The sequence below is a fragment of the Arthrobacter sp. fls2-241-R2A-200 genome, from assembly GCF_030209745.1.
Classification (GTDB): Bacteria; Actinomycetota; Actinomycetes; order Actinomycetales; family Micrococcaceae; genus Arthrobacter.
On the sequence record NZ_JARVRJ010000009.1, the window covers coordinates 30,831 to 42,513 of the forward strand.

Consider the following 11,683-nt stretch of genomic DNA (forward strand, 5'->3'; position numbering starts at 1 on the left):
TCCCGGGGCGGCCAGCCCGCCACCGCCCCCGCAAGACACCACTCCGCCCAGTGTCCAGATCACCAACCCGACCGCTGGACAGACCGTGTCCGGCACCATCACGGTAGCTGCGAATGCCACCGACAATGTCGCGGTCTCGTCAGTGCAGTTCCTGCTTGATGGCCAGCCCTTAGGTAATCCCGTCACCGCCGCGCCTTATGCCGCCAGCCTCAATACCACCACGAGTACCAATGGAGCCCACACCTTATCGGCAAAAGCGACCGACCCGAGCGGCAACGTGGGCTCAGCTGCCGGGATCGCCGTCACTGTCCAAAACCCGACGCCGCCCATGACCTGCTTCGTCCTGCAAACCAGCATCGCGGCTCGTGGAACAGGGACAGTTCAAACGGGGGCGTTCAGCACTGTTATTTCGGGAGAGGTGCTCCTTGCATTCGTGTCCATGGATGGCTCCGGCGGAGCGGCTGGCCAGTCAGCAACGGTCTCCGGAGCGGGCCTAACCTGGAAGCTCGTGGGCCGGGCCAACTCCCGGTCCGGGGACGCTGAAATCTGGACCGCAACGGCCTCCACGGTGCTCCACAACGTGACGGTGAGATCCGCACCCGCCAAGTGTGGTTATGCGCAGGACCTGACCGTTGTCGCGTTCGAGGGTGCCACCGGAACCGGGGCAGTCTCCACCGGTGGTGCAGCCAGTGGGGCGCCGACCCTTACCGTCACTACGACGGCGGCCACCTCACTGGTACTGGCCGTGGGCCATGATTGGGACAAGGCTGTAGCCAGGACCCTCCCACGGGCTTTGCCATGCTGGATCAATGCGTGGATACCGCCCATGGCGACACCTCATGGAGCGAGTACACCAATCAAGCAACAGGTCCTGCCGGGACTCCAGTGAAAATCGGGGCTACCGCGCCAACATCGGACCAATGGAACATGGCCGCAGTGGAGCTGCTCAATTCCGGCTCCTGAACCTAAACGCCGAACGATCCGTAGCCGGCTCCCCGGGGGCCCCGAACACCCGCCGGGGCTCGTTTTGACCCGGGCGGCGTAGCTCTATTACAGTGGTGTCTTGCGTGATCAGCCGGGAAACCGGGGAAAAGCGCGGTGCTTCCTTAGCTCAGTCGGTAGAGCGTTTCACTCGTAATGAAAAGGTCATCAGTTCGATTCTGATAGGAAGCTCAGAGAAAAATCCCCGCAGGTTCAGATGAACCTGCGGGGATTTTTGTTGGGAGCCCAACGGCCCCGTAAGCCTGCTACGCCGGATCTGCCAGTTCCCAATCCTTGACGTCCGCCAGGGGAGCAAACACGGAGGGGTCCAGTTCCCCCAACCCTTGGTTGCTGCGGACCAACTGGGGCCAGTTTCGATTAGCCAAAGCGGCTTTGCCAAGGGCAATAACGTCGGCTGAGCCGTCCGCCACCATGGACACCGCAGTGACCGGATCATCCAGCTGGCCATTGGCAATCACGGCTACGCCCGAGTATTTCCTGGCCAACGCAGCGAGTGTTTCCGTTGAGTCCGCGAACGCCGGTTCAGTGGCGCGATACTCGGTGGTATGGACGAAATCGATGCCGGTGTCCCCCAGTGTCGCGAAGATGACTTCGGCTTCCTCCACCCCTCCGCGCCACTTGTGGGCGTGGTCACTGACCTTGGACTGGGAGATTCGGATGCCCACTGTCATGGCCGGGCCAACAGCTTCGCGAACGTCGCGGCAGATTTCGGCGGCAAACCGCACCCTGTTTTCCGGGGAGCCGCCGTACTGGTCCTCACGCTGGTTCAAATAGTCCGTGAGGAACTGATCCAGCAGGTACCCGTTGGCACCATGGATCTCGACGCCGTCGAAGCCCGCCTCTTGTGCGCGCAGTGCCGCCTGGACGAAGCCTTCCCGGACTTCCTTCATCTGGGCCAGGGTCAACGCCGCGGGAACGCGATAGGGACCTTCACCGCGGTAGAAGCCCAGCTGCTCCCCCTTCGGGGCCACAGCCGAGGGCCCCACGGAGGAGCTAACAAACCGGTTTCCCTGGCTCTGCGCTCCGGCATGCATCAGCTGGGCGAAGATCTTCGAGCCCGCAGCGTGGACGCCGTCGACAACCCTGGCCCAAGCCTGTGTCTGCCCTTGGGTTGCGATGCCCGGCTGGTGCAGGTAGCCCTGGCTGTGGGCAGTGTCCGGATAGATGCCTTCGGTGATCAGCAGGCCGAAACCACCCCGGGCGAACCGCTGGTAGTAGGAGGCCATCCTATCCGTGGCATGCCCGTCCTCCGTTGCGCTGATTCGCGTCATGGGTGCCAAGGCAACCCGGTTGTCCAGCTCGGTGGTGCCGATCCGGATAGGTGACCAGAGAGGGGTGTAATCAGTCATAAAGTTTTCCTTCGGAGTGATCGGGTGATGCTGCTGCGTCCGGAGAGGCATCAAATGCCCGGGCTACGAGCGCAGGCAGGCCCGCGTTAGCTGAATCGGTTGCGTATGCCTGCCCGCGCCTGACCAAGTGGTCGATAACCGAAGCATTGGTGAAACAGCCGAGCACAGCGGAACATAGTTCTTCCACGGTCCGGCACTGGGCGGAGGTTCCTGAGGGACCCGTCATCATCCAGCCGTCTGCAAGGGCAGTAACTTTTGGAGCCCCTGGGAGGCCGGTGCAGACCGCGCTGATCGTAGCGGCCACAATCAGGTGTTGCCGCATGGTCCGCACCGGCCCGAGGATCGGGTCGGCAACGGTTGTCCTTCCACAGGCACCGCACATATCGTTTCCTCCAGTTTTCGATCGCGCCTTTTTGAGGTGACGGCCCTACGGCATGACGTCGCCTGAGTTGGGCCCCAGCGTTTGTCCGACGAAAAGATTGCCGCCCGGATCGCTTGCCAGCAACAAGGCTGCAGGGGCTACTTCCTCTGGCGTCCCAAAGCGACCGAGGGGAAGTTCGGCGCGCTTAGCTGCCTTCCAGCTTTCCGAGATGCCCTCCACCAACGGCGTTTCGATCGGGCCCGGGGCGATGCAGTTGACGAGCACATTGTCCGCCGCTGTTTCCAAGGCCAGGGCTTTGGAAAGACCAACCACACCAGCCTTCGCAGCACTGTAATGGGTCAGCCCCACCCCGCCCTTGATTGCCAACTGGGAGGCGATATTGATGATGCGGCCCCACTTTCGCTGCCGCATCTCCCCCACCACCTCCCGGCAACAGAGGAATACCCCGGTCAGGTCCACCGTCAGGGTCTCATTCCACGTGGCCAAGGACATGTCCTCAAGGGGAGACTCCGTCAAAAGTCCTGCGCTGTTGACCAGGACATCGATTTCGCCCAGCGTCTCCCGTGCCTCGGCGAAGGCAGACCGTACGCTGGCTTCGTCGGCCACGTCCACGCGGATGACGCCTTCGCCTCCGGCCCTGTCCAGCACCGCCACCCGGTCCCCGTTGGCCATGAAAGCCTCGGCGATGGCCTTACCGATCCCGCTGGAACCGCCTGTGACAACCACTCCCCGGCCCTTGCCGTCCGGGACGCTCCCGGACGGCCGGCCAGCACCGTCAGTCAACGTGTCCATGCTGTCCTTTCCTTCTCGGGTCACGCCGTCAGGCCCGCATCTTGACGGTCAGTCCGCCGTCGACCACCAGTGCCTGACCCGTGATGTAGCGGGAGTCGTCGGAGGTGAGGAAAGCGATCACGCTGGCCACTTCCTCCGGTGTTCCCACCCTGCCCCACGGGATATCGTTTCCGGCCCGTTTCAGCCCCTCCGGACCCAGCGAATTCACAGGGTCCAAGGACTGGGGGGTTTCGATGAGTCCCGGGATAACGGCGTTGGCCCGGATCTGCCGGGGACCGAGCTCCACGGCCACGCTGCGGACCAGCCCCAGGACGCCGGCCTTTGCCGCGGCATAGTGGGCGTGCTCCTCCCACCCATAGACGCCGCCGGCGATGGACGAGACGGCAACCAGCGCTCCGCCGTCGGACATTCTCTCCGCACCAGCGCGCAGCGTGCGCAGCACGCCGGTGAGGTCAACGTTGAGCATGTCATGCCAGCGCTCGTCCGACATCTCGCTGAGTGAAGAATTGCGCAGGATTCCGGCGTTGGCGATGGCGATGTCCAGCCGGCCGTACTCGTCCACGGCCCGTTGCGCCAGGGCGTCCACGGACTCAGTGGTGCGGACGTCCACTTCATGGATCACGGCTTCACCGCCGGCTTCCTTGACCAGGCGGAGGGTTTCCTCGGGATCGTGGGGGTCGCCGGGGAAGGTGCCAATGACGGACACTACTTTTTGGCGGGCGTAGTGGACGGCCAGGGCCCGTCCGATGCCGCTGGCAGCGCCGGTGATAATGGCGGCTTTGTGGTTAGACGTCATGCGGGTGATCCTCGCTCAAGGCTTCAACGGGTGGCTTGGCTGCGATCATCAAGAGTCCGGAAACCAAGGTGCCGAGGGCACCGACCCAGAGGGCCGCACTGCCGGTACCGGCGACGGCTGCGATGGCGGTAAAGATCGCGCCACCGATGATGGTTCCGGGCTGGCTCATGGCACCAATGAAGGCGGTACCCGTGGCCCGGCAGCTTACCGGGTAGCACTCGGCCATGAAGTACTGGATGGCAGCATACGGGCCCACCAGGAAGAACAGCCCGGCGCCGTAGGTCAGGATGATCATGACGGGGCTTGCCGCGAGGGGGCTTAGCATGATGGAGAAGCAGATGCCGGAGATGATCCAGCCACCGATGATGGTCCGCTTGCGGCCGATTTTGTCCCCGATCCAGCCGTGGAAGACGTACCCAAAGTAGGCCAGGAGGTTGATGACGATCAGCATCCAGAAAGCATCCGAGAGCTCCACGCCCTTGGCGTTCTTCAGCACCGAACTGCCGAGGACGCTGAAGATGGTGATACCGAAGAAGTTCACGATCCACGCGATCGAGAAAACGATGGTGTTCCGGCGCAGTTGCGGCTCCCAGATGCGCTTCAGCGGGGCTGCTGAGGAATGCTCGACGCCGTAGGCCTTGGCGAGTGAGTGCGCTTCTTCGGACCTCCCGCCCTTTTCCAGCTCGGTGAGCTTGTGGTGCAGTTCAAACTGCGGGGTTTCTTTGAGCTTCCGGGCGATGGTCCAGACGATGATGGCTGCGGGAATGGTGGCCATCAGGTACAGGGCGCGCCATCCCAGGGAAGGCAGGAAGGCAAGTGCCAGCGCGCTGGCCAATAGGAAGCCCAGGGGCCATCCGCCCTGGATGAAGGAGTAGTGGAACCCGGGGCGCTTGCGCTTATCGGCAACCTCCGTGACCTGGTAGACCTCATTCATGTAGGTGGCGTTCACGGCTTGTTCGGAGAAGCCCAAGCCGCCGAAGGACCGGACTACTACCAGGAGTGCGTTGCTGAGAACCGGAATGCCGGTGGGAATCGCAGCAGTCAGGGCGGAGACGACGGCGGTTCCACCGATGGTGCTCATCATGCCTTTGCGGCGTCCGAGCCGGTCGATGACGGGGCCGATACCAAAGCAGACGATCGCGGTACCGACGGCGATCCATGTGTTGATGGCATATGCCTCCGTGGCCGACCAGCCGAATTCCTGCTGCATGGCCGGCAGCAGGGTGCCGAACAGGCCGTAGTCGAAGACGGCCACTGTCCAGGCCAGCAGGGCGAGGACTGTGGCGGTGGTGGTGTGGCGCTTGGAGAAGATGGGGAAACGGCGCTTCTCGTTGGGGCGGGGCTGCGAAAGGTCAACAGCTGGTTCTTGGATGGTCATGACTTGCTTTCCTTACGAGGGCTGCGGGAGATGAAGGAGTCTGCGATCTGGTCGAAGGTGAGCCAGCTGACGCCGTCGTGCGAGTTGATGTGTTCAATCAGGCGTTCGAGCATCAGCAGGACCTGGGGGCGTCCCGATACGTCCGGGTGAATGGTCATGGTGAACACGGCTTGGTCCATTTCGCGGTAGACCCAGTCGAACTGGTCACGCCACATCTGCTCGATATCGCGGGGATTGACGAACCCGTGGGAGTTCGGGGACGCTTTGATGAACATCATGGGAGGCAGGTCATCCAGGTACCAGTTGGCTGGTATCTCCACGAGGTCCGTTTCCTGTCCGCGCTTGAGGGGTTCCATCCACGTCTCGGCGTCCTTGGTGTAGTCGATCTTTTTCCAGGAGTCGCCTACCCGGACGTAGTAGGGCTCAAAGTCACGGTGCATCAGGGAGTGATCGTATTTGATGCCCCGCTCGAGGAGGATTTCGTTAGTGACAGGCGAAAATTCCCACCACGGCGCAACGTAGCCTGTGGGCCTGCGACCGGACACCTTCTCGATCAGTTCGATCGAGCGGTCCAAGATGGCGGTCTCTTGTTCCCGGGTCATGGCAATCGGGTTCTCGTGCGAATATCCGTGCACGCCGATCTCGTGACCGGCGTCGACGATCATCTGTGTCAGTTCCGGGAACGTCTCGATCGAATGACCGGGCACGAACCAGGTTGCCGGGAGGTTGTATTTCTGGAACAAGCGGATCAGGCGAGGTCCCCCCACTTCGCCGCTGAACAGGCCGCGGCTAATGTCACACGGGGAGTCCTCCCCTCCATAAGATCCGAGCATGCCCGCCACTGCGTCTACGTCAACGCCGAAGGCGACTTGAATGTCCTTAGCCATGAGATTTTCCTTTCAAAGTGTTAAGTCCGGGAGCTTTTGGGGTGTCAGGCGGAAGGTTTGGGGGGCCTCCCTCGGTGGGTGAAGATTTCGCCGATCCGCTCCGGGCCGGTGTTGATGCTGAGCAGGAGGTTGAGCAGAATCAGGGCCTGCGACGGCCGGAGATGGCCGGAACCGATCGCCCCGGCGGCCCGGAGGTCTTCACCGCCGCCGCCAGCACCGTAGATCGGGACCACAGGTCCGGCGTCCACGCGGGTGCTCGTGATAACCACGACGCCGGACGCCACGGCAGCCGCGACTTCCGAACAGAGGCTGGGGTTGGCATTGCCGCTTCCGGTGCCTTGCAGGACGATGCCTGTCGCGCCGGCCCGAAGGGCGGCGCGCATCAGGGTGGCGTCGGCGCCGGGATAGGCGGCCACGAGGTCGACGCGCGGGCAGGTTCCGCCGGGTTCCGGCAACGGCAAAGGCTCAGGCCGGCTGCCGCCGTCGAGCATTGCTACCTCTCCTTGGGCACTGACGCGACCGAGTGACCCGAAATCGGGGTTGGCGAAGGCATCAAGCCGAAGGGTCTGGCTTTTGCGGATCCCGGCTGCGGGAAAGACGCTGCCGGCAAAGTGAACCATGACGCCCTTACCCCTCCCCTCCGTCGAACCTGCAACGGCGATGGCGCGGGCCAGGTTGTCCGGCCCGTCGGGGGCTTCCGAGTCGGCAGCACGCTGCGAACCGGTGAAGACGACCGGGCGCATATCGTCATGGGTCAGGTCGGCGAGGAAGGCTGTCTCTTCCATGGTGTCCGTTCCGTGGGTCACCACGACGCCCAAGACGTCGGGATCCTTGAGGACATCCTTGATGGTGGCGCAGATCCTGAGCATGTCCTCGAAGGTGAGCAGATACGAACCTTTCTGGAACACATCCAATACCCGGACGGGGTGGGGGGTCGGTGAGCCCATGGCTTTGAACACCTCGGCACCCGTATCGGATGCGACAGCCCCGCCTTTGTGGGATGAACGCGACGAGATGGTGCCTCCCGTGGCCAGCAGCACGACGTGGGCGCCGGTAACAGTCATTTCAGCTCCGTTGGTTGCTCTGCGGCAAGCAACCCAATCGTTTGGGTAACTTTCCGCATTAAGGGAAGAGGCAAGAGTGGTGAATGGCGCCGGGGGTGTGGCGCCTGGTGGTCTGCCCGTTACCCAATCGTTTGGGTAACACTGAAAAACGACTATAGAATGTGAAGGAGGTCACGTCAAGGGGTGCCCTAAGACCTTCCGTAACAGACCTGGGCTACAGTGATGCCGGTGGGCAGGAGAGGGACATGAAAGAAAAGGCCGACGGCGACGCTGCGGTCACGTTGAAGGATCTGGCACGGGAGCTGGGCGTTCATCCCTCCACGGTTTCCCGGGTCCTGCACTCCGGGTCCGACGTAGCCAAGGGAGCTGCCTCGGCTGCGACGGCGGAGCGCGTCCGTGAACTGGCCCGGAAGCTCGGCTACTCCCCCGATCCGCAGGCCGCCAGCCTTCGGACCAGGCGGACCAAGTTGCTCGGCGTCATCGTCCCGCGGCTCTCGGACCTGGTCCTCGCAATCATGTACGAGGGCATCGATGCGGCCTCAGCGCAGGTGGGTTACTCCGCTTTCGTGATGAACTCGCGCGACGACCCCGAAGAACAGCGACGGAAGATTGACCTCATGCTTGCCCGCAGGGTGGACGGCCTGATCATTGGCGACGCCCATCTGGACAGCAGCCTCCTCCAGGAACTTACTGACCGCAAGGTTCCCTTCGTGCTGATGAACCGTCGGGTGCCCGGCTACCCATCTGCCACGTGTGACGACGTCGTTGGCGGTGAACTCGTGGCTGCTCACTTGTGGGAAATGGGCCACCGGCAAGTGGCGGTTATTGCGGGCGAACCGTATGCGAGTACCGGCGTCGACCGTACAGCCGGATTCCTGGACCGCTGGCGGTCACTGGGTGGCACCATTTCCGACGACGACGTGGTGCTGTCCAGGTTCGATACGGCCGGCGGCCGCGAGGCCGCAGAAAAAATCCTCGCCAACAGCAAGATCTGCCCTACCGCCATCTTCGCCGTCAACGATTTCGCAGCCATTGGAGCCATGGGCGCTTTGCGCTCCCGCGGCCTCACAGTAGGAGAGGACGTCGCGGTTGTGGGCTACAACGACACGTCCCTGGCGGCCGAGCTTCCCGTCCCGTTGACTTCGGTCCATTCCCCGATGGAGGACATCGGACGGACGGCATTGCAGCTCATGCAGGCCGTGCTCAGGGGCGAAAAACCCGAGCCGGCAAGGTTAACGCCAACGCTGCGGGTGCGGGAAAGCAGCGCTGCCAAGGCGCCGTCGATTGCCGGTTAAAGCCGTCGTCACTTAACCAAAAGCGCCCCGCGCACAACCGAATGGTTGCATGCGGGGCGCTTTTAGTTAGCGCTGAACAGTGCTTAGGCGAAGTCGGAGACTGCAGGATCGGGGCCGATGCGGCCTTCGGTGCCGCGGTCCAGACTGCTGATGGCCTCGACGTCGGTTGCGTCCAACGTGACGTTCAAGGCGGCGAAGTTCTCCTGGATCCGTGACTCGGTGACGGACTTGGGGATGACGACATTGCCGATCGTCAGGTGCCATGCGATGACAACCTGTGCCGGTGTGGCACCGTGCTTCTCAGCGATCTCGGCAATAGTGGCGTTCTCCAGAAGTTCGCCGCCCTGTCCGAGGGGCGACCAAGCCTGGGTCAGGATGCCCTTGGAGGCGTTGAACTCGCGGAGGTCGGCCTGGTTGAAGAACGGGTGCAGTTCAACCTGGTTGATGGCCGGAACGACCCCGGTTTCATCGATGATGCGCTGCAGGCCCTCCTTTGTGAAGTTGGAGACTCCGATGGACTTGACCCGGCCGCGCTTCTTGAGCTCGATCAGGGCCTTCCAGGTGTCGACGTACTTTTCCTGCTTGGGCTGCTGCCAGTGGATGAGGTACAGGTCCAGTGTCTGGATTCCGAGGCGGTCCATGGACGCTTCGAAGGCCTCCAGCGTGGACTCGTAACCTTGGTCGGCGTTCCACAGCTTGGTGGTGATGAAGATTTCCTCAGCAGACAAGCCCGAGGACGCGATGGCACGGCCGACGCCGGACTCGTTGCCATAGATCTTAGCGGTGTCGATGTGGCGGAAGCCGGCTTCGAACGCTTGACGCACCACTTTTTCGGCTACATCGTCTTCAACTTGCCACACCCCGTAGCCGAGCTGGGGAATAGTGTTGCCGTCGTTGAATGTAAGTGTGGGAGAGGAAGTCATGGTCCCATAGTGCCAGCAGTGGTTGCCTCAGGCACCCAGGATTGCCCTTATCAGCTATCCGCTTAACTCATTGTAAAAACGGAATAACCGCGCACGCTCGTAGTTGCTGACGCCGCCCTTTAACCTAGCCTCGGAGTTGGCGCTCGGCGTCCTCGACTTGTTCGTACACCGACTCCAAGCGACGCCGGACAGACAATGCGCCCACGGGCACCGGACCCACCGCAAGCCGCAACATGGCGGCAGCCTCTGCCGTGGTGGCCAGCGAATTTCCGGCCTTGGAAAGGGCCCGGTGCACACCGGCGAGCGGCCCCGGGACGTCCAGCCCATCACTTGGAGAGCGCTTCTGGGCCTCCACACAAATAGACCTGACACGTGGGGATAACTCAGCGAGCTCGTTGGCGATTACTAAAAGTTCGCCATAAAGCTGTTCGTCGTCTACGCCCTCCAGGACCTGGTGATACCGGTCCAACCCGCGGTGAAAGCGGTCGTGGGCCCTGCGCCAAATACCCTTGCCGAGCTCGAGATCATCTCTCCGCCCTTGCCGGACGGCCCCAAAGAAACCCATGCGCCAGCTCAGAGGTACTGGCCGGGACGGTGGTCCGGATCTTCCGGGCGCCCCCGCGGCGCGGTGCCCGGAGCGCCGGGAGCAGCTGCGCGCTGGGGCTGGCCGTTCTCGCCGATGACGATTCCGGGCGCGATCACCGTGCCCGGGGGGAGCTGGCGGAGTTGCATTTGGGCGGCTGCGTGCTCCTTGGCGGCCTGCTGCGCCGCTATGGCCGCCTGGATTCCGTGGAAAAGCCCTTCGAGCCATCCCACAAGCTGGGCCTGTGCGATGCGCAGCTCTGCGTCGCTGGGGGTGGTTTCCTCGGGAAACGGCAACGTGATCCGCTCCAGCTCTTCGATCAGCTGCGGAGCGAGTCCGTCCTCGAGTTCCTTGATGGAGCGTTCGTGGATTTCGGCCAGGCGACCCCGTGCGGCGTCATCCAACGGGGCACTCTTTACCTCTTCAAGGAGCTGGCGGATCATGGTGCCGATCCGCATGACTTTTGCCGGCTCGTCCACGAGTTCTTGGAGGGTAGCGCCATGCGGCGGCTCCGCGGGTGCTTCGGCATCCACGGGAGTGCCTTCCACGGGGGTGTCGTCCGAAGCCTCATCCGCAGGCTGAATGTTGTTCAGATCGCTCATTGGTTCATACTCTCATGTGGTTCGCAGGGTCCCGGAGCCGAGGGTCAATTTTGGACTTCGTCCGTAGCGAAAAGGCCCGGAACTACTGGTTGCCTCCCGGTTGGAATTGGACCATCCGCGCCTCGCACAGATCCAGCCAACGCACCTCAGCCTCGGCTTGGAATATCAGCGAATCCAGGACGAGGAGCCATGCCGTATCCGCGGGTCGCTGGTTCGCACCGACCGACTTCCTCGACTGCGTATGTTCCTGTAGGGCCCTGAGGGATGCCTCGCGTTGGGATTGGATGACGGCCGAAACATCCACTCCGGGCATCGTCACAGCGAGCGCGAGTTTGATGGCGATCTCGTTCCGGGGCGGATTGCCCCGGTCCACCGCCCCTGAAAACCACGCCCGGACTTGCTCAGCCCCCGCCTCGGTGAGGCTGTAGATGACGTGGCCGCCGCCGTCGTCGCCCTCTTTGGTGACTAAGCCGTCCCGCTCCAACCGGTCCAGAGTGGTGTACACCTGTCCGATATTCAGCGGCCAGGCTGCACCGGTCCGATCCTCGAACTCGACGCGTAGCTCGTAGCCGTAACGCGGTTGGCCGTGAAGCAGTGCCAGCAGGCTGTGCCGGATAGACATGGTGCTCC

The 11,683-nt window shown here is 62.9% G+C and carries 12 protein-coding genes and 1 tRNA gene; 3 read left to right on the forward strand and 10 right to left on the reverse strand.

The genetic code is table 11. The features are described 5' to 3' along the window. Nucleotides 1-58 precede the first annotated feature (58 nt). Both QRN42_RS10145 and QRN42_RS10150 read left to right on the forward strand, forming a co-directional pair. On the forward strand, nucleotides 59-889 hold the full coding sequence (locus QRN42_RS10145; RefSeq protein ID WP_284979438.1) for an Ig-like domain-containing protein: 831 nt from the start codon (nucleotides 59-61) through the stop codon (nucleotides 887-889). A gap of 211 nt (nucleotides 890-1,100) precedes the next feature. Beyond that, nucleotides 1,101-1,173 (forward strand) — tRNA-Thr (locus QRN42_RS10150). A 74-nt stretch (nucleotides 1,174-1,247) separates the two neighbouring features. Here the strand turns inward: QRN42_RS10150 and QRN42_RS10155 are convergent. The 6 genes from QRN42_RS10155 to QRN42_RS10180 all read right to left on the reverse strand — a co-directional run bounded on the left by QRN42_RS10155 (nucleotide 1,248) and on the right by QRN42_RS10180 (nucleotide 7,650). Next, complete coding sequence (locus QRN42_RS10155; protein WP_284979067.1) at nucleotides 1,248-2,351, reverse strand: oxidoreductase; 1,104 nt, start codon at nucleotides 2,349-2,351, stop codon at nucleotides 1,248-1,250. A 427-nt stretch (nucleotides 2,352-2,778) separates the two neighbouring features. Next, nucleotides 2,779-3,525 carry an SDR family NAD(P)-dependent oxidoreductase gene (locus QRN42_RS10160; RefSeq protein ID WP_284979068.1) on the reverse strand — a complete coding sequence of 249 codons (747 nt, stop codon included), beginning with the start codon at nucleotides 3,523-3,525 and terminating at the stop codon, nucleotides 2,779-2,781. 28 nt (nucleotides 3,526-3,553) lie between these two features. Next, complete coding sequence (locus QRN42_RS10165; RefSeq protein WP_284979069.1) at nucleotides 3,554-4,321, reverse strand: SDR family NAD(P)-dependent oxidoreductase; 768 nt, start codon at nucleotides 4,319-4,321, stop codon at nucleotides 3,554-3,556. Next, nucleotides 4,311-5,699 carry an MFS transporter gene (locus QRN42_RS10170; protein WP_284979070.1) on the reverse strand — a complete coding sequence of 463 codons (1,389 nt, stop codon included), beginning with the start codon at nucleotides 5,697-5,699 and terminating at the stop codon, nucleotides 4,311-4,313. Before QRN42_RS10170 ends, QRN42_RS10165 begins: the two co-directional genes overlap by 11 nt. Continuing rightward, nucleotides 5,696-6,586 carry a polysaccharide deacetylase family protein gene (locus tag QRN42_RS10175; RefSeq protein WP_284977250.1) on the reverse strand — a complete coding sequence of 297 codons (891 nt, stop codon included), beginning with the start codon at nucleotides 6,584-6,586 and terminating at the stop codon, nucleotides 5,696-5,698. Before QRN42_RS10175 ends, QRN42_RS10170 begins: the two co-directional genes overlap by 4 nt. Nucleotides 6,587-6,630: 44 nt before the next feature. After that, entirely contained in the window at nucleotides 6,631-7,650 is a 1,020-nt protein-coding gene (locus tag QRN42_RS10180) for an asparaginase (protein WP_284979071.1), read from the reverse strand. Between the two features lie 245 nt (nucleotides 7,651-7,895). On the opposite strand from QRN42_RS10180, the gene QRN42_RS10185 reads away from it, so the two are divergent. Beyond that, the gene (locus tag QRN42_RS10185) at nucleotides 7,896-8,945 is read left to right on the forward strand and encodes a LacI family DNA-binding transcriptional regulator (protein ID WP_284979072.1); all 1,050 of its coding nucleotides are present in this window, start codon (nucleotides 7,896-7,898) and stop codon (nucleotides 8,943-8,945) included. Between the two features lie 83 nt (nucleotides 8,946-9,028). Here QRN42_RS10185 and QRN42_RS10190 read toward each other — a convergent pair whose 3' ends face one another. From QRN42_RS10190 to QRN42_RS10205, 4 genes are all read right to left on the reverse strand, one after another. Continuing rightward, nucleotides 9,029-9,868, reverse strand: coding sequence for an aldo/keto reductase (locus QRN42_RS10190; protein WP_284979073.1), 840 nt, complete (start codon nucleotides 9,866-9,868; stop codon nucleotides 9,029-9,031). Between the two features lie 124 nt (nucleotides 9,869-9,992). Next, nucleotides 9,993-10,433 carry a hypothetical protein gene (locus tag QRN42_RS10195; RefSeq protein WP_284977246.1) on the reverse strand — a complete coding sequence of 147 codons (441 nt, stop codon included), beginning with the start codon at nucleotides 10,431-10,433 and terminating at the stop codon, nucleotides 9,993-9,995. 8 nt (nucleotides 10,434-10,441) lie between these two features. Then, on the reverse strand, nucleotides 10,442-11,053 hold the full coding sequence (locus QRN42_RS10200) for a bacterial proteasome activator family protein (RefSeq protein WP_284979074.1): 612 nt from the start codon (nucleotides 11,051-11,053) through the stop codon (nucleotides 10,442-10,444). Between the two features lie 82 nt (nucleotides 11,054-11,135). After that, nucleotides 11,136-11,675: a PadR family transcriptional regulator gene (locus QRN42_RS10205; protein WP_284979075.1), complete on the reverse strand. Its 540-nt coding sequence runs from the start codon at nucleotides 11,673-11,675 to the stop codon at nucleotides 11,136-11,138. Nucleotides 11,676-11,683 lie beyond the last annotated feature (8 nt).

Excerpts from the sequence above, each read along its gene's own strand:
- QRN42_RS10205 (WP_284979075.1), bottom strand. The coding sequence starts at position 11,675 with ATGTCTATCCGGCACAGCCTGCTGGCACTGCTTCACGGCCAACCGCGT.
- QRN42_RS10180 (WP_284979071.1), bottom strand. The coding sequence starts at position 7,650 with ATGACTGTTACCGGCGCCCACGTCGTGCTGCTGGCCACGGGAGGCACC.
- QRN42_RS10195 (WP_284977246.1), bottom strand. The coding sequence starts at position 10,433 with ATGGGTTTCTTTGGGGCCGTCCGGCAAGGGCGGAGAGATGATCTCGAG.
- QRN42_RS10155 (WP_284979067.1), bottom strand. The coding sequence starts at position 2,351 with ATGACTGATTACACCCCTCTCTGGTCACCTATCCGGATCGGCACCACC.
- QRN42_RS10200 (WP_284979074.1), bottom strand. The coding sequence starts at position 11,053 with ATGAGCGATCTGAACAACATTCAGCCTGCGGATGAGGCTTCGGACGAC.
- QRN42_RS10175 (WP_284977250.1), bottom strand. The coding sequence starts at position 6,586 with ATGGCTAAGGACATTCAAGTCGCCTTCGGCGTTGACGTAGACGCAGTG.
- QRN42_RS10170 (WP_284979070.1), bottom strand. The coding sequence starts at position 5,699 with ATGACCATCCAAGAACCAGCTGTTGACCTTTCGCAGCCCCGCCCCAAC.
- QRN42_RS10165 (WP_284979069.1), bottom strand. The coding sequence starts at position 4,321 with ATGACGTCTAACCACAAAGCCGCCATTATCACCGGCGCTGCCAGCGGC.
- QRN42_RS10185 (WP_284979072.1), top strand. The coding sequence starts at position 7,896 with ATGAAAGAAAAGGCCGACGGCGACGCTGCGGTCACGTTGAAGGATCTG.
- QRN42_RS10190 (WP_284979073.1), bottom strand. The coding sequence starts at position 9,868 with ATGACTTCCTCTCCCACACTTACATTCAACGACGGCAACACTATTCCC.
- QRN42_RS10160 (WP_284979068.1), bottom strand. The coding sequence starts at position 3,525 with ATGGACACGTTGACTGACGGTGCTGGCCGGCCGTCCGGGAGCGTCCCG.